Source organism: Nitrospira sp. Vd2, assembly GCF_979581665.1.
In genome coordinates this window covers 90445-106973 of sequence record NZ_CEFZSK010000022.1, presented here as the reverse complement: position 1 = coordinate 106973, position 16529 = coordinate 90445, and the positions used below count along the sequence as shown (strand labels likewise).

Genomic DNA, 16529 nt, shown 5'->3' with positions numbered 1-16529 from the left:
CGGCAGCGCCGCTGCGCTCCGTGTCGTCTTAGAGGAATGCCGGGGGACGCCACAAGGCGTCGAATTGAGAATAGGCCGTTCTTGCTGTTGAACAGGCGGCGGGGGCACAGCAGTGTGAGGACCATGCCAGTTGCCAGAAAAAGGACGGAAGCCGATGTATGCCTGCCGCGATGTGGGGGGCATCGCGCATTTCATGATTCACTGTTCTCAGTTATACGATAGGGAAGACGATTAAGGGCATGCCATCGGCAGCCGCCCAGGCGTTAGGAACTCGATGGACGACGCCCAGAGATCCGAGGAAGAATTCACGGTGGGAAGCGACGCCCCTTGGTATGGATGCCGCTTCCCGGTAGTGAGTGCGGAGGTGTGCTATCGAGAGGTGTTATTGAAGAAGTTGGAGTTCACGGGCATAGTCCGTGGATCCTCTCCGGCAAATGCCCCTCTGGCCATGAACGTCTGGCCCCCGCCTATCACGGTATTGTCATGGATGGTGCAGTTATAGCTGCCGGCAAACCCCAGCACACCGGCTGACGGATTCCCAGATTCATTGTAGATGGTGTTGTTGTACGCCGATGAATCGTACGCTTCGTAATGCGTGGAGGAATCGTACCACCAGCCACCGGAGTTTCCTCCGAGGAACACACCCCATCCATTCGAGTTGTTCATGTGGACGACGTTCCCATAAATCTGCAAGTTCCGCACGCCGCCCTTGCCGTACACATAGCTGCCCCACACATCACCCGTATAAACGGTGTTGTTCCGAAAGATCGTGCCGTAATTGTTAAACGCCTCGATTGACGAATGGACTTCGCAGTTTTCCACCACGGTGTAATCCTGATTCGTCTTGATGCCGACCGCGCGTTGCGGGCTGGCATCGACCAACACCCCTCGAATGGTTGCGCCCTGTGTCCCGGTCGTCGGGTTCGAGGCATCAGGCACGTTGGTTCCCCAGATGCGAATCGCCGCGTTCGAGCTGCTCGCGGCTCCGCCCTCATTATGCGGGGAGACCGAGATCCGAAGATCTTGGATCGTAATGTAGCTCTGCGTGATGCTGATGGCCTCGGAGTTGCCGGAGACCGAGCTCAAGACGGCGCCCCACTTGTGCTCCGCTTGAATGGTAATCGGATTCGTCGCCGTGCCCGAGTGCTTGAAGCTGATCTGGCCCTCTTCATACACACCATCGCGAACGATAGCGGTTTGTCCCGCCTGGAGGCTTTCCGCCGCATGCTGGATCGTCCGCCACGGGGCCGCGGCGGTGCCGGCATTCGAGTCCGAGCCGCCGGGCGAGACGTAAAAGACCGCGGTCGGTGTCGACGGCGACGACCGTGGAGCGAGCGAGGGCGAAAAGTCGGTCTGACTGTGCATCGCCATGCCGGTACTGTTGGGACTATTGGCCGTGACCGCTTCGATGATCGCGGCAGCGGGAGGAGCGGCGGTCGAAGTCTGTGGCGTCTGCAAAGCCGCCGCGGCGCTCGCGAGATCGGCGCTGAACAAGACACGCGCCTCGAGACCTTCGAGTCCATATTTGGCATGTTGGGTCACTTCCGTGGCCCTCTGCTTGAAAAAGTGCCCAATGAAACGTTTCATCGTCACCGCGTCCCTCCTTCCTGTCTTTCCTGGTGAGACGGCAGTCGGCCTAGGCCTTTGCTCAGAGACCTCTTCGAGCCACCGTTGACCACTCTTCATGGACGTGTCCAGCAGCGAGCAGGCAGGCGTCACACGAACAAGACGCCGATCGTTCCATCAAACGCATGAGACTCCTGACTCGCGACCTTGGACCAGAGGGGAGCGCCACCGAGCCTCTCGGCGTTCGGATGAGCTCAGTCCGTGCGCGGACACAACAGCGCAGACCCTAGCGGTGGCGCGCAACACCCCGGCGAGCCTTCCACGTCACATAAATTGCGATCCCGAGGCAGAGAAAAAAGGCGGGAATCAACAAAGTCAACAGCCATTCTCGCATCAGGTGCGCCTTCACCACCAATAGGTCGAACCAACTCATGGGTCTACCCAGGCTCGCTATCTGGGTTATCGAACGTTTCCCTATAGAACGCGGCGGCGGATAAGCGCAATGAGGCATACATGAGTTAAAAAGTCAGGCAGAGTTCTGCGCAGTACTGCTCAGGCTTTGTTGGGTGCGGTAGTCTGCGCGTGCGGTAAGAGGGGTGAAGATCAGCTAGGTCGGCATGGACGCGCGCCTCCAGCTCCTGCGCGGACCAGCGGAGCTGTTCTTCCATCGCCTTCCGGTCGGTCATGTCGTAGTGGATTCCGACTCTGCGCCGAGGAGTGCCGTGGTCGTCGTTGAGCGTCAGCCCTCTCTCGGCAAGCCAACGGATCGTCCCGTCCTGTTTGACGATCCGGAATTCCTGTTCCAACTCGCCGGCGCCCACCAGGGCGTCATCGACCGCCTCTTGCACGCGAGGCTGATCGTCGGGATGCAGCTGTGAGTAAAACTGTTGGAGTGAAGGAACGCCCTCGCCCTCGGGCCAGTCGAGGAGCGCGTACTCTCTGGCATCCCCGTTCATCCGCCCTGTTTCCAGATCCACCTCCCACGCACCCATTCGTCCCGCCGCCAATGCCAGACGAAGCCGATTCTCGCTTTCACGCAAGGCCTCTTCCGCCTGCCTGCGCTCCTCCACCTCGACCTCCAAGTTGCGCCGCTGTTCCAAGGCGAGAGCGGCGCTGCATCGAGCTTGGTGACGGGCGCGCCGCATGGCTTCCCCGAAACCCACGATCGCGAGGATGCTGAACAGGTAGGCGATCAGACTCCAGAGATGCGGGATGCCTGGGCCGAATACGCGGCGGGGTTCGAGAAACAACCAGTTGACTGCGACGTAACCGAGGAAAGCGGTGAACAACGCAGGGCCCCAGCCGGCGCGCCACACCGTCAGCGCGACAAAACCGTAAATCGGGGTCAGGAACAGGCGGTTCCCGAGGACCGGATCGAGCATCCAGCGCGCCGCCACCGCGCCGGCCGCACACAGGACCGCCAGGCCGTACCGGTGCAACCAGGAAGTGTCCGCCCCGGTCAGCGGTTCCAGGACGGCTTCCATGGGTGCCGCCCGTCCTTTTTCCATCATCGATGTGTCGCGTTCAGCCATCGCCGCTCCTTTCCATGGCCGCTCCTTTATGGTGTTGCTGAAAAGCCGATGAACGAGCGGATACACGAGAGTGGATTCACCCACATACGGAACAAGAGCGGCAGGTGTCCACGCGGAGGCAATCAAAAAGCTTTCATTCCCGCAGCGAGTGAAACGTGCAAATGCCGCACCGCCACCAGTAGCCGGCGATCGATAGGCCAGGGCTGCCAATGGAGAATTGTTTTTCCCGCTGTCCAAGGAATTGTCCCTGTTGCCGGTGTACAGCAAGGGGACCCCTGAAGCCGTTCGACTCCGGAAATTGTCGGGACGGCCCATGTCTCATGCACCCGTTAATCCATCATTCTGCTGTTCGTCGCGGTGTTTCTCAGCCTCTTTCGCACTGCAACGGAGAGGCTGTTGGAGCTGGCGGAAAAGAAATAACCATTCTCCCTGTCAGGTTGACGCACCCGTGTCAGAATGACGCAGGTTGAGTGTCCTAACACATGTCATCAAGAGGGCTGAGAAGAAACCTCTATAAGGAGCACTTTCTTGGCACATGCGCTGAGAAGTTCTGCTACCCTCTGTAAAAAAAGTCGCCGCCTTCATTCACGATTGAGGCGATCATCCGTTGCCCTTGACCAAGAAAAAGGTCATGGGCTCACCACTTGCTACGGGATGGGACGGAAGGAGACAGCTGTGCATCGAACGATAGAGGCGTGAAGCTGGTACTGCACATACGCGCAGCCTCCAGGCACGGTTGCTGCACAGCCCTGACAGAGGACAGCTGGCGAGCAACTACGGGTCTAGTGAAAGAAGTCATCTGTCTTACGAGCTCTAATATGTGTGCCGGCGACGAGTCGGGTTCGCTCAATCCATACCAATACCAGTTAAAGGAGGTTCCATGTCCAAACACGCCAGAGACCATCATCAGAAAGCTGCCGACCATCATGATCATGCGTCCCGTCATCATAAGGAAGCGGCCAAACATCATGAAGCTGGTAATCACGAAAAGGCAGCCCACCATGCCCATGTTGCGCATGGCCACCATCTGCATGCCATGCATCATGCAGAAGAGGCAGCCAAGAGTCACACAGAGCATCATGGAAAGAAGTAGAGTGCACGGTCGTGGAGCCAGCGTGGGGGGGACCCCCCGCATGCTGGCTCCAGGGTCAGAAACCCCTCTCCAACTCCTGGATGAGTGGTGGGAGCATCGTGTAGTCGTGGGACCTATACGAAATCCGAAGGCTGATCGGTGAGCGAGCGTACGGTTGCCGCCTTGTTATGCCACGGGCTCCTTCCCCATCAGGAAACATTATTAAAGGGACTTCGCATGAACGACTGCAATCCAGCGAAGAAGCCCTACATCATCCCTCAAATCTTTGAGATAAAGCTGGACTCTGAACAGGCGATTTTAAGCAGCTGCAGCTTAATGGCGAACAGTGTGATGGCAGGCAGCGGGTCGCATTGTCGTGTTACGACCCGGTGTAAGAAAGCTACAAACCCGCGAGGGTCGGATGCTGGCCCTCGTGCCTCATAAATCAATCAACGTTAGGGTTCGGATCCATAGAACCCACCTCTTTCATGGCTAAGCGTAAAGTGACGTTTCTCGCGCTGGCCCAGTTTTTCCATCATCACTTGCTCTGGTTCTTGCTCGCTGCGTACGCCATTGCCGCGGTTGCCCCGACTGCTGGTTTATGGCTCAGGAGTGTGTCTTTCGGCGACCCCACGATGTTTCAAGAAAAGACGCACATCTCGTTACTGATGATCATGCTCGCTTCACTGATGTTCAACGCGGGGCTTGGCCTTAAGACGTCGGACTTGCAGACCGTCATGCAAAAAAAGTTCGTGTTGTTTGTCGGCCTAGCTGCCAATCTGGTGATTCCCATGGCGTATATCTTTGGCGTCACCTTGGTGATGCGGCTCTGGTATGACCCAAGCGAAGCTCAACACATTCTCGTGGGCTTGGCTTTGGTCGCCGCCATGCCGATCGCAGGGTCTTCAACGGCCTGGGCGCAGAATTCCAATGGTAATTTGGCTTTAAGCTTGGGATTGGTCCTCTTTTCAACCATTCTAAGTCCCCTCATCACACCAGTGGCGTTTCAGGTGTTCGGCGAAATGGCCGCGGACGAGTATGAGACGGTTCTAGACGGTCTTGCCGCATATGGGGCAGGAACCTTTCTTGGCCTCTGGGTTGTGCTGCCGTCAGTGCTCGGCCTTGCCGTGCGGTTCATGGTGCGGGATACGTGGCTGACTTCAGCCATGCCGTACCTGAAACTCATCAATTCCGTCGATCTATTGCTTTTGAATTACTCGAATGCCTCAGTGTCTCTCCCCGACGCCATGGCCGACGGTGACCTTGACTTCCTGGCCGTGACGTTGGCGATTACTATAGGGCTGTGTTTCACAGCGTTCGCCTCGGGGTATGGGCTGAGCCGCCTGCTCAAGGTAGAGCAGGCGGCTCAGGTCTCACTCGTGTACGGTTTGGGGATGAACAACAACGGGTCTGGGTTGGTCTTGGCATCCCTGGCACTCGCTTCCTATCCAAGAGTCATGGTGCCGATCATTTTCTACAACTTGGTTCAGCACCTGGTGGCGGGAAGTGTGCATGAGGTGATGGGAAGGATGATCATCAATCGGAGGTTCCAGGAGGCTAAGTCTATGCTCATCGTCGATGACAAGCGACCGCCAGCCGTGTTCTAGTAAATTGGATCAGGATCTAAACCAAGGAGCGGCGAAGCATGTTAGCGTATTTTTTTAACCGTCCCCTCCCGCCGGAGATCGAGGGATTGGCCGACCTCGCGCTCGATCTCCGCTGGACCTGGAGCCATACCACCGACCAACTCTGGGAGATGCTGGATCCCGAGGCCTGGGAGCGTACCGGCAATCCGTACTTTATTTTGCAAAGTGTCTCGCAAGCCCGTCTTGAAGAGGCCGCCGCGGACTTCGACTTTAAAGAGGAACTCCGAAGATGGCTGCATCAGCGCCAGCGCTATCTTCGGGACCCGGGCTGGTTTGGACGCGAGCACGCCGGGCAAGCCCTGAAAGGCATCGCATATTTCAGCATGGAATTCGGACTCGGGGAGGCTCTCCCGATCTATTCAGGTGGTCTGGGCATTTTGGCGGGCGATTTCCTGAAAACGGCAAGCGACTTAGGCGTCCCGGTGGTCGGAATCGGACTCCTCTACCAACAGGGATACTTTCGACAAATGCTGGATCCCGATGGCCGCCAAGGCGAAGCCTTTCCTTATAACGATCCCATGAGTCTGCCGATCACGCCCGCGTCCAATAACGAAGGCGGCTGGCTGAGAATCCACCTGGACCTGCCTGGCAGACCGATGGTCCTCCGGGTGTGGCAAGCCCGTGTGGGGAAGGTGACGCTGTATTTACTGGACAGCAACGACCCCCTCAATACCCCTCCCGACCGCGGAGCCACCGCTCATCTCTATCCCACGGACGAGCGATCGCGCCTTATTCAGGAGATCATACTAGGTATCGGAGGGTGGCGCACACTCGAAGCACTCGGCATCACTGCCGAGATCTGCCATCTCAACGAGGGACACGCCGCGTTTGCGGTGCTCGCGCGCGCGTTGAGCTTCATGCGCCAGACTGGGCATCCGTTTTCTGTCGCACTACAGGCTACGAGAGCCGGCAACGTGTTCACCACCCATACCGCGGTCGAAGCGGCGTTCGACCGGTTTTCACCGCAGTTGATTCATCCTTATGCGGCTGCACTCGCTGACTTGATCCATGTGCCGATAGACAATCTGTTAGCCCTGGGACGCAAGGATGCAGGCAACCGGGATGAGCCGTTCAACATGGCCTTCCTCGCGATGCGCGGAAGCGGCGCGGTGAACGGTGTCAGCGCTCTTCATGGAACGGTCAGCCGAAGCATTTTTCAGCCGCTCTTTCCGAACTGGCCCCCCCCATGAAGTTCCGATTGGACATGTGACGAACGGCGTGCACGTCCCTACCTGGGATTCTCAGGAAGCGGATGCGCTTTGGACGCGGGCTTGCGGCAAATCGCGTTGGTTGGGCGATCTCGATGAGTTATGTGCGTTCATTGAGCAGATAAAGGACGAAGATCTGTGGTCGTTCCGCACCGCTCAGCGCCTCGTGCTCATTCGGTACGCCCGTCGCCGCCTGGTTCGCCAAATGCAAGAGCGCGGCGCGGCGGCTGATCATATTCAACAGGCTGGACATGTGCTCGACACGAACTCGCTCACTCTTGGATTTGCCCGTCGATTCGCCGAGTACAAGCGCCCGAATTTGTTGTTGCACGATCCAGACCGGCTCGCGAAAATGCTGTGTCGCCAGGATCGTCCGGTCCAGCTCATCGTGGCAGGCAAGGCCCACCCTCATGACGAGGAAGGCAAACGCCTGGTTTTCGATCCCTTGGCTTTTGCCACTCATCTCCTCGATGAGCATCTGTTCAGTCTCTTGCACGAAGTTTTCTACAGTTCCTTGATGGCGGAAAATCAACGCCGATTCCAGCATATGGATCAGGCGATCCGGCGCTTGGAACGAGACATGGGGGAACTGCTCCTCAGGCGCAACATGTCGCGCCAAGAGGAGATCACGGAAGAAATCGAGGTGATCATGCTGAGTGCCGAGACGCTCAGGCATCAGTAGAATCTGCGTGGCCATGCATCGATCCGTTCTTCGATGCCGGGCGCACGGCAACGTGCTTGAACCTATTCAAAGAAAGGGAATCCAACATGGCGGACGACGTGCTGTACATCGTGCTCGGCGTGGCGGCCGGGGTCCTCAGCGGATTGATCGGCATCGGCGGAGGCGTGATCATCGTGCCCGTCCTGCTCTTTCTCGTTGGGCTCTCTCAGCACCAGGCACAAGGAACGACGCTCGCGCTCATGGTGCCGCCCATCGGGCTCCCCGCCGTATGGACCTACTATAAAGAGGGGAACGTCAATCTCGAAATCGTGCTGTTCGTCTGCATCGGCTTCTTATTCGGAGGGTACATCGGAGCCAAGCTGGCGATCGGGATCTCGAACGTCGCGCTGGAGCGGATTTTTGAAGCGGCCATGCTGGCAGTCGCTCTCAAGATGCTCTTGGTAAAGTCGTGATCATGCTAGGTCCTTCGCTCAGAGCCGCCGGATCGTCTTTTTTTGCTCGAAGTCCTTCTCCACGCTGTTGGACATGGCGACTGCGGCAACTCCGCTGGGCGTCGCCGACGGTTTCGGCGGCATTCTTCGAAATGGTCGTTCGGAACCCCGCCGGGAACGTCTCATTGCTTCGGCTTCCGTCCTGCCAGCCGAGCGGATCCGCACGAATCGCACCGTGCGAAAATCCGCTCCTGCTCGCCGCCGTTTGACCGAAGGACGGCCTAGGCTGCGCTTGTCCGTTCTCCTTCACGGATCAGGTCTTGCACGAATGCGGAACTGCGAGGCGATCGCATGGATGTGGGGATTCTACGGGGGTGGGCAGCCCCGGTCATACTGGGGATCGCCCTCAGGTGGGGGTGCTCCAGCAGAGGCCATGAGCTGAGTCTCGTCTCCTATCCCGCATTATTCATGACCGATGGTCAGAAGACAAATGGAAGCCCATCTGAATGACCAAGCCGCTCATCTGATCCCTGTGACGGGGGCTGACGGCGGTGGATGCCACAGATTCGGCGCTGTGAGCGAGGGCCTGGCCGCCGGGGGATGTGCGGCGCGAGGGCATCATGACACACGTCTCCTGTCTGTGTACCCGGTGCCACCTTCCTGCACGAAGTCCGTCGTGCGGTTAGCCGGGTACCGCGCCCACTGCCACCGCCAGTCACTGCCACGTCGTGCCCCAGGGCGCGGCCCGAGGCAGATGCAAGACGAGCCGGCGCACCGACCGTTCCACCCACACGGCCAGCTTCAGCAGCCGCTCCCGCAAGGTGGAGACCTGCGCCGTGGCACAGGTGGTGCCCTGGGCCTGGCGGCGCAATTCCTGGAGCAACACGTAGGCCGCCGCAGTCAGCAGCACGCGGAATTGATTGGCCCAGAACCGTGTGCAACTCGTCCGGCCCAAGGCGAGGCCCTCGTGCAACTCCTTGAGCCGGTTCTCCATGTCGCCCCGCTGACAGTAAATCGCATACACCGTGGCGGGCGTCTCACAGAGATTGGTCACGACAAAGCGGGGATTGCATTTGGGATCCCGCCCCGGCAGCCGGACGACCTCCGCCTTGATGATCACCCGCCGCCGATGGGACCAACTCCGGGCGGCATAGCGCGTCTCCCCGAACACGTGCTTGGTGCGGCCACTGTACTTGGACAGGCCGTAGGCTTCCCCCAGCAACCGCCCGGCGCGCTGCACCAGTCGCGCGTTGCTCGCCATGCCCACCACATACTCGACCCCCTGCGTCTCCAGGCAGTCCAGCCAGTCGTTCCCGGCGAAGCCGCCATCGACACGGACTCGGAGGGCGGCGCCGGGGAACGCTCGGCGCAGACGGCGCCCCAGGGTCCGCAGCAGCCCACCGGCCCCCCGCGTGGCCGGACTGTTGCCTGGGCGCAGGACGATGGCCACCAGATACTGCTCGGCTTCGTCATTGAACGTCAGCGTGGCCACCAACGGCAGATAGCACCAGGTGTCGTAGTGGCCATTGAAGAAGGTGAACTCTTGCTGCCCATGCGTCGGGTCGTCGGTCGGGTCCAGATCAATCGTGATGCGCTGGGCCCGGCCCTTCAGCCGCCGCCGATGGTGCGCAATGACCGTGTCCACGACGGTTCGCCCCATCCGATACAGCACCCGCGGCTCCACGGCATTTTCAAACCGGGACAGGGTCGGCTGCGAGGCGAGGGCCGCCCCGGTGAGCGGATCCCGGCCCACGGCCAGCTTGTGCAGCGGATCATCCGCCAGCCGGGCGGCGTCGTTCGCGTCCTCGTACCCACAGGCCAAGCCAAAGATCCGTTGCCGCAGCAGGTCGCGGACCGTGTGCCGGATCTTGTCTGGATCCCGGCGGTCCGACAGACCGCCGGCCAACTGATCGGTCAGGTGGAGGCGGTCATCCAGCGCCTTGAGCAACACGACGCCGCCATCCGTACTGGCGTGCGCCTGATCAAAGCGGGCCACTACCGGCTTCAGTTTGTCATAGAATTCAAACGTGAGGTGCGATATACAGTCTGTTGCCATCGGGGCTCCTCTCACCTGTACGGAGTAGCTGCTTGGTCGCCGCTCCTATAGCACAGTTTCGAGCCTCGATAGCTTTTTTTATTGCCACAGTCGTGAATTATTCAGCTAGGTCGGCATGAAGCGGAGACGAGGATCGCCGCCGGAGCTATCGTTCGGCCGCAGCCGTCCGCACCAGGCTGTAGTCGACTTGAGAGTGACCGCCCTCAAACGGGATCGGGCACTCCTTCAGCACAATGAATTGGCTGTGGTTTAGCGTGAGCGTATACGACTGTCCCTGCAACTCGACCTGTTTGGTCTCGTAGGGCTGCATCAGGATGCGTTCCCGCCCGAGCATGAATTCGGTCGGTACGTTGTAGACGCTCTTGCAGGCGTCTTCGTACACGAACGTCCTTGCCCGCTGCGGCTGTTGCTCCACCTCGAGGCCTTCACGCTCTCCGGGCGTGAAGAGCTGCACGTCATGGATCGATTCCGCGAGCGCATAGAGGCCTCGATCGTCGTGGAACTTGATGGCCGTTGTGACACCACCGGGCGTATGACGCTGATGGGCGAGAATCTGGTAGACGGCGCCGGGATTCAACTTGAGCTGCCGAGCCCACTCCTCCTGCACGGGCAACGTGACCGTCTCGGCTTGATCCTTGACGTCGACTTCCACGTGCCGCGGAAGCAGACGCCGGATTTCCCCACGAAACGGACGCTCGACGAGCGGTGGTTTGAGCACCGGCGCCTGGTGGAGCAGCGGTGGGGCAATCGGCTCTCGCTTTTGTTCGACCGGCGGCCCCTGTCCCAAGACGAATGACGGGCCAAGGAGCACCATGCCGAGCAACAACGCCTGCGCCCGTGGCGCCACCTGTGAGCGAGAAAATAAATGCATGATCAGTAGCTCAGATGCGCCCAATCGTTCCAGTCCGTAAGGATGCCCAAGATCGGATTGCCATTGCCGTCGCGATCTCCGTTGATGTTGACGCTCACGGACGAATCGAAGACGCCGTTTCCGTTCCAGTCGCGCGGGAATCCGAACGGCTGTCCCAGACCGCCATCCCGGCCGAGATCACGCCCAACGCGGTAGCGGAAGGTGTTCGGACCGGCAGGATTATCATACGCCATCAAGATGAATTCGGGCCGGCCGTTTCCGCTCGCATCGAACACGCGGATGCCGGCTCCCTGTCCCTCGTTCCCCACGCCCGCGTAGGCCGTATAGTTGGACCAGCTCGACGCGATGCCGCCCGTATTCACGTTCCAGCCGACCTTCACGCGAAACGTGTTCGGCCCTGCTGGATTGTCGTACGCCATGAGGAACAATTCCGGCCGCGGATTCCCGTCCAAATTGAAGAACGCCGCGCCCGCTCCCTGCCCTTCATCGCCGACGCCGTCGACTTGCGTCACGCCGCTCCACGACGTCACCGCACCGCCCGGTCCGATGTTCCAGGCGATCTTGTAGCGGAAATTATTGGGGCCTGGTGGATTGTCATACACGACGACGAGGAGATCGGGACGTGGATCAGCATCGAGGTTCGTGGCCGCGATCCCGGCACCTTGGCCCTCCCATCCCATACCGTCCACCATGTAGGTGCGGCTCCAATTGCTGGTCTTCCCTTGCGCATTGACGTCCCAACCGATCCGATACCGCAAATTGTTCTGACCGGCGGGATTGTCGTAGACGAGGACGATCATCTCCGGGCGGCCGTTATTGTTGAGATCGACCAACTCCACCCCGGCACCTTGTCCGAGATCGCCGAACCCCGGCTGGAGCACATAGCCGTTGGTCCACCCTCGCGGAACGGCGCGTCCGGTCACGTCGTAGCCGATCTTATAGCGAATGTTGTTCGGGCCGCTCGGCGCGTCGTAGGCCAGCAAAACGAGATCTTCAATTCCGTTCCCATCGAGATCCCACACGGCGAGATCCGCCCCGTCGCCCTCGTTGCCCACGCCTTCGGTCGTCACGTATTGCGCCACGCCGAGATTCTCGTTCAAGGCGTTTTCGTTGAGCGCCGGGAGAAAGCCATGGGAGTAATCGAGCGGGCCGTCCAAGCTGCCGTCATAATCGATGTCCACGGTATAGGTGTTGTTGTAATTCATGATGCTCGGATAATTCGGCTTGTTGTTCACGCCCGAATCCCCACCGTGGCCGAGCCCCAAGTTGTGTCCCAATTCATGCATGAACGCGCCCGATTGATCGTTGTCGTCGCCCGTCTGCGCGAACCAACTGCCAAGCGTCACAATGTAATCACGGTTCGAGAACGACAAGCCGGACGAGCTGCCGCCTTGCCAGTAATCGTGGGCAAAGATGCAATAGTGATAGATCCCCGCGCGGGCCGGATTGAAAAAGCGCGCCTTGTAATAATCGTAATGCACCGCCTCACCCGCCGCGTCGAGGTCGTACGCGATATTCATGCGAAAGTTGTTGGCGCCCGATGGGGCGTCGTCCGCGAGCAGCAGGAGATCCGTACGCCCGCCATCGAGGTTCGCCACGGCGAGGCCGCCCCCGTCCCCCTCGTTGCCGGCACCCGGATAGGTCACATAGCCGGATTGCCACTCCGCCGCGTTGCCCGCCGCATCAAGGTTCCACCCGATCCGGTAGCGATAGGAGTTCGGCCCGGCGGGGTTGTCGTACGCCATCACGATCAGATCGGGTCTGCCATTGAGGTCGAGATCCGCGACGTCGACGTCCGCCCCTTGTCCCTCATTCCCGACGCCGTCGACTTGGATGATTCCGGTCCATCCCGTGGCGTGCCCGTTCGTATCGACGTTCCACCCGACACGATAGCGAAACGTGTTGGGGCCACCGGGATTGTCGTATGCCATGAGGATCAACTCGGGCCGCGCGTTGCCGTCCAGATTCGTGAACGTGAGGCCGGCCCCTTGGCCTTCATCGCCGACGCCGGCCACTTCGATCGTGGCGCTCCAACTGCTCGCAATGCCGCCGACGGTCAAGTCTCGCCCGATCTTGTAGCGAAACGAGTTCGGCCCGCCTGGGTTGTCGTACGCCATCAGGACCAACTCGGGGCGCCCGTTGTTGTCGAGATCGATCAACCGAACGCCGGCCCCTTGCCCTTCATTGCCAACCCCGCCCACCTGGATGTCGGCGCTCCACGGCGTGTTGGCGGCTTCGCTCCACGTTGACGGAATGCCGTCGCGATTCACGTTCCAGCCGATCCGATAGCGAAAGCTGTTGGGGCCGGCGGGGTTATCATACGCGAGGAGGACAATGTCCGGAGCGGGATTATTGTCGATGTTGCCAATCGCGATGCCCGCCCCCTGCCCCAGATCGCCAAGGCCGGGCGTGGAAATATATCCGGTCCCCACCGCAAGAATTTGCTGATGCTCGATCTCATCGCCGCCGCCGCCGAGCTGCCCGGCATCGATATGGATGTTAACGCCGACCTCCCCACTCGGATTGTTGACGGGTGCACGCGTAAACGCGTCTTCGACGCGATCACGCCCGGCACGCCGAAACGCATGAGTGTGGGTGGCATCACGCATCCAATCCACTTCGACGTAGATGTCCTTGCGCAATGGATTGGCCCCGGGAATCGCGACCGCCGTCGAATTGCCACCCGGCCCGGCAAAGGCCGGCACGCTGCCGAACACTTCCCAGCCATCCTCGAGTCCGTCACCATCGGTGTCCTTCTTGAGCGGATCGGTGCCCAGGCGTGCTTCGACGTGATCGTCCAATCCGTCGCCATCCCGATCCGGCACGACAGAGAGAACGGCAGGCCCCGAGGGGAGAAGTGCGAGCACGATCAGCAGAATCGAAATCGTCGTCGCAATGATGAGACGCGGCGTAATCCACTCTCCTTCATGGTGGTCCGCGACGGCGTGCCGGGGCACTTCCGGGCTGGACGCACTCATACCCCGAACCCGGGGCGAGTGATGTCAGGGAGGCGGAAGTGATCTGGAGGAAAACGGCCCTAGGGGGACCATCTAAAAATGGAGAGCGGCACAAAGAACGGCAGAACGAAATACCCGCTCATACTCGTCAGTCAGCGAGAATCGACGCCATGCCCGCATGCTCGAATGCAGAGCCCGGATATGCCGTGCATATCCCATTCGATAATGAGTGCAATGGAAATGGATACTGTGGTGATCCTTCTCACTCTGATTTAACCCTTTCGGGATTGACCGTATCTCGTTACGCCCACTCCCCCGATCGATCAGCGACTTATCGCTTTCTCTCTACACCGGTCCTTCCGCTGGCACACTGATTGCCCCTCACCATTGGCGTCATGGCATGAGCGCAGAGCCGAGACCGCCATACATCACCTCACATTCAATACGGAGTAGTCAGGTGCCGACGATTCTCGTCATAGAGGACAACACAGGCACACGTGAGATGCTGGTGCATCTCCTGAAGGAAGCGCGATACGACGTGATCGAGGCTCGGAATGGCCGAGAGGCGTTGGAACTCTCACTCGGTGTCGCCGTGAATCTCATTATTACGGATATTTTCATGCCGGAACGGGACGGGCTCGAGGTCATTCGTGAGCTGCGGCGGCGCGATCCAGCCGCGAAGATCATTGCGATGTCTGGTGGCGGCCACTATCTCGGGTTTGATCCGCTGCAGACGGCGATCGATTTCGGTGCGGTGGCGTGTTTGAAGAAGCCGTTCGTTCCGGAGCAGTTGAGGGAGTCTGTGAGAAGCGCGCTGAGCTAACGATGCCTGAGCGGCAGGTGCGGGCTTCGCCATGGAACAGAAGGTGATCCTCTTGGTCGATGACGATCCGGACATCCGGGAAGTATTAGCGGACAGGCTGGCAGATGCACACTACCGCGTGCTGACGGCGAGAAGCGGGGCCGAAGCCCTTCAGCACATTGACAGAGGTTCGATCGACGGTGTGTTGCTCGATATTCGGATGCCTGGTATGGACGGCGTGGCGGTATTGACGCACATGCGGCAGCGGCACGCCAATATCCCGGTCATCGTCGTCACGGCAAGTATGGAGAAAGAAAAGTTACAGGCCGTCATGAAGGTGGGTGCGGCCGACGTGGTCACCAAACCGTGTCTTATGGCGACCTACTGTTCAAGATCAGGAGGCATTTCTAAAAATGAGATGAGGAACTCCTGTGGGCTTCGCGGACTTGCACAATGGCCTTCGGCCGCGCCGTCCTGCGTGCCTCTATGAAGCCACGTGCCAGAATCGGCGATCACGCATGATGCACGATTCTGAATTTATCCCTGCCTCACCGCACTCACGAGATAGAAAGCCCCGAGGACCGCAATCACGATGGAGGCACAGCTCCGGACAATCGGCTGGTCCTGCTGACGGCGGGGCAACACATACCGGGTCAGCGTGAGCGCCGAATAGGAAGGCAGGATCACCATTTGATGCGCGAGCTCGACGCCGACGCTGAACGCGGCGAGCGCGAGAAGCGTGTGCGATGTCGGCAGACTGGCCATCGCCTCCACGAGCCCTCCGGCAAACCCCAACCCGTGAAAGAGTCCGAAGACAAACGTGATGAGCCAATGAAGCCAGTTGTCCTCCGCCGCGGGATCAAAGAGATTCTTGATCGCCATGACGATGATGCTGCCTGCGATCACCGGTTCTACAATTCGCGGAGGCAGAGAGAAGATATTGAAGGTCGCTACAATCAGCGTCAGCGTGTGGGCTACCGTGAAGATCGTGATGATTGTCACCACACTCATCAGCGTGCGGGCTCCAAGCAAGAGGGCACCCACGAACAAGAGATGATCATAGCCGGATAGGATGTGCATGATGCCATGCTGCAGAAACGCCTTTCCCTCAGTCGCTGTATCACGAAAGGACCGGGCGCCACTGGCGATGCCTGTGACTTCAACAGGCTCGCGGAACGACAGCAGGACGCCGTCGACTGGTTCCCGGCCGTCCTGGGTGATCCGAACGATATAGGAGGCTTCCCATGGATTTCCGGGGGCAAACTCGAACTCACGCAGGACGTCTTCTTCGATCTTCAGCGAGGCGACTCGATCTGGTGAGACTCGGTATTCGAACGTATATGGCAGCCAGGGCGAGTACGCGGCCGGGGTCTGGATGATCTTTCCCTCCAGACGCTGTCCATTCCCGATGAGCCGAATGTGTTCGAGTAAATACTCCCCGTGCCTTTTCAGTCGCACGTCAGGCGAGCTGAGAGCGGGAAGTGTGGCTGCAGTGACGAGGAGTTCCTCATGCGTCACGGTGGCATGCAGGATGATGCGATCATGCGCCATCACGATTTCCAATCGACCTTGTGCGACCGGATGAGCGTACAGATCAGAGGTCGAGAGCGGGCCGGACAAGCACGCCGCGAGCAGGACGAACAGCCACAAAGAACGACACGTTCCCCCATAGACCCGGGATACAGTCGAGCCGGAGGAGACCCTAC

14 protein-coding genes are annotated in these 16529 nt (G+C 59.6%); 7 read left to right on the top strand and 7 right to left on the bottom strand.

All coding sequences use genetic code 11. From position 1 onward, the window contains the following. Window positions 1–369 precede the first annotated feature (369 nt). From AC1U7K_RS10045 to AC1U7K_RS10035, 3 genes are all read right to left on the bottom strand, one after another. Window positions 370–1587, bottom strand: a complete 1218-nt coding sequence (locus AC1U7K_RS10045) for a chondroitinase-B domain-containing protein (protein WP_480251294.1) — start codon at window positions 1585–1587, stop codon at window positions 370–372. Window positions 1588–1852: 265 nt separating this feature from the next. After that, window positions 1853–1999: a hypothetical protein gene (locus tag AC1U7K_RS10040; protein ID WP_480251084.1), complete on the bottom strand. Its 147-nt coding sequence runs from the start codon at window positions 1997–1999 to the stop codon at window positions 1853–1855. Window positions 2000–2084: 85 nt separating this feature from the next. Beyond that, window positions 2085–3098, bottom strand: coding sequence for a DUF4118 domain-containing protein (locus tag AC1U7K_RS10035; RefSeq protein ID WP_480251082.1), 1014 nt, complete (start codon window positions 3096–3098; stop codon window positions 2085–2087). Between the two features lie 880 nt (window positions 3099–3978). Here AC1U7K_RS10035 and AC1U7K_RS10030 point away from each other — a divergent pair. From AC1U7K_RS10030 to AC1U7K_RS10010, 5 genes are all read left to right on the top strand, one after another. After that, window positions 3979–4191 carry a hypothetical protein gene (locus AC1U7K_RS10030; RefSeq protein WP_480251081.1) on the top strand — a complete coding sequence of 71 codons (213 nt, stop codon included), beginning with the start codon at window positions 3979–3981 and terminating at the stop codon, window positions 4189–4191. Between the two features lie 482 nt (window positions 4192–4673). Then, the gene (locus tag AC1U7K_RS10025) at window positions 4674–5777 is read left to right on the top strand and encodes a bile acid:sodium symporter family protein (RefSeq protein ID WP_480251080.1); all 1104 of its coding nucleotides are present in this window, start codon (window positions 4674–4676) and stop codon (window positions 5775–5777) included. 38 nt (window positions 5778–5815) lie between these two features. After that, window positions 5816–7006 carry an alpha-glucan family phosphorylase gene (gene glgP / locus AC1U7K_RS10020; RefSeq protein ID WP_480251078.1) on the top strand — a complete coding sequence of 397 codons (1191 nt, stop codon included), beginning with the start codon at window positions 5816–5818 and terminating at the stop codon, window positions 7004–7006. Beyond that, complete coding sequence (locus AC1U7K_RS10015) at window positions 6948–7706, top strand: F0F1 ATP synthase subunit gamma (protein ID WP_480251077.1); 759 nt, start codon at window positions 6948–6950, stop codon at window positions 7704–7706. Before glgP ends, AC1U7K_RS10015 begins: the two co-directional genes overlap by 59 nt. A gap of 86 nt (window positions 7707–7792) precedes the next feature. Beyond that, entirely contained in the window at window positions 7793–8158 is a 366-nt protein-coding gene (locus AC1U7K_RS10010) for a TSUP family transporter (protein ID WP_480251076.1), read from the top strand. Window positions 8159–8852: 694 nt separating this feature from the next. Here the strand turns inward: AC1U7K_RS10010 and AC1U7K_RS10005 are convergent. The 3 genes from AC1U7K_RS10005 to AC1U7K_RS09995 all read right to left on the bottom strand — a co-directional run bounded on the left by AC1U7K_RS10005 (window position 8853) and on the right by AC1U7K_RS09995 (window position 14042). After that, on the bottom strand, window positions 8853–10193 hold the full coding sequence (locus AC1U7K_RS10005; protein ID WP_480251074.1) for an IS1380 family transposase: 1341 nt from the start codon (window positions 10191–10193) through the stop codon (window positions 8853–8855). A 145-nt stretch (window positions 10194–10338) separates the two neighbouring features. Then, entirely contained in the window at window positions 10339–11064 is a 726-nt protein-coding gene (locus AC1U7K_RS10000; protein ID WP_480251073.1) for a hypothetical protein, read from the bottom strand. A 2-nt stretch (window positions 11065–11066) separates the two neighbouring features. Continuing rightward, window positions 11067–14042: a M66 family metalloprotease gene (locus tag AC1U7K_RS09995; RefSeq protein WP_480251072.1), complete on the bottom strand. Its 2976-nt coding sequence runs from the start codon at window positions 14040–14042 to the stop codon at window positions 11067–11069. A gap of 436 nt (window positions 14043–14478) precedes the next feature. Here AC1U7K_RS09995 and AC1U7K_RS09990 point away from each other — a divergent pair, with 436 nt between their 5' ends. Next, window positions 14479–14844 (top strand): response regulator, encoded by a 366-nt coding sequence (locus AC1U7K_RS09990; RefSeq protein WP_480251071.1) that lies wholly within the window; start codon window positions 14479–14481, stop codon window positions 14842–14844. A gap of 43 nt (window positions 14845–14887) precedes the next feature. Further along, complete coding sequence (locus AC1U7K_RS09985; protein WP_480251070.1) at window positions 14888–15313, top strand: response regulator; 426 nt, start codon at window positions 14888–14890, stop codon at window positions 15311–15313. A 47-nt stretch (window positions 15314–15360) separates the two neighbouring features. Here the strand turns inward: AC1U7K_RS09985 and AC1U7K_RS09980 are convergent, their stop codons facing one another. Then, window positions 15361–16473, bottom strand: coding sequence for a HupE/UreJ family protein (locus AC1U7K_RS09980; RefSeq protein ID WP_480251069.1), 1113 nt, complete (start codon window positions 16471–16473; stop codon window positions 15361–15363). Window positions 16474–16529 lie beyond the last annotated feature (56 nt).

Excerpts from the sequence above, each read along its gene's own strand:
- AC1U7K_RS10010 (WP_480251076.1), top strand. The coding sequence starts at position 7,793 with ATGGCGGACGACGTGCTGTACATCGTGCTCGGCGTGGCGGCCGGGGTC.
- AC1U7K_RS10030 (WP_480251081.1), top strand. The coding sequence starts at position 3,979 with ATGTCCAAACACGCCAGAGACCATCATCAGAAAGCTGCCGACCATCAT.
- AC1U7K_RS10035 (WP_480251082.1), bottom strand. The coding sequence starts at position 3,098 with ATGGCTGAACGCGACACATCGATGATGGAAAAAGGACGGGCGGCACCC.
- AC1U7K_RS10000 (WP_480251073.1), bottom strand. The coding sequence starts at position 11,064 with ATGCATTTATTTTCTCGCTCACAGGTGGCGCCACGGGCGCAGGCGTTG.
- AC1U7K_RS10015 (WP_480251077.1), top strand. The coding sequence starts at position 6,948 with ATGGAACGGTCAGCCGAAGCATTTTTCAGCCGCTCTTTCCGAACTGGC.
- glgP (WP_480251078.1), top strand. The coding sequence starts at position 5,816 with ATGTTAGCGTATTTTTTTAACCGTCCCCTCCCGCCGGAGATCGAGGGA.
- AC1U7K_RS10040 (WP_480251084.1), bottom strand. The coding sequence starts at position 1,999 with ATGAGTTGGTTCGACCTATTGGTGGTGAAGGCGCACCTGATGCGAGAA.
- AC1U7K_RS10005 (WP_480251074.1), bottom strand. The coding sequence starts at position 10,193 with ATGGCAACAGACTGTATATCGCACCTCACGTTTGAATTCTATGACAAA.
- AC1U7K_RS09995 (WP_480251072.1), bottom strand. The coding sequence starts at position 14,042 with ATGAGTGCGTCCAGCCCGGAAGTGCCCCGGCACGCCGTCGCGGACCAC.
- AC1U7K_RS10045 (WP_480251294.1), bottom strand. The coding sequence starts at position 1,587 with ATGAAACGTTTCATTGGGCACTTTTTCAAGCAGAGGGCCACGGAAGTG.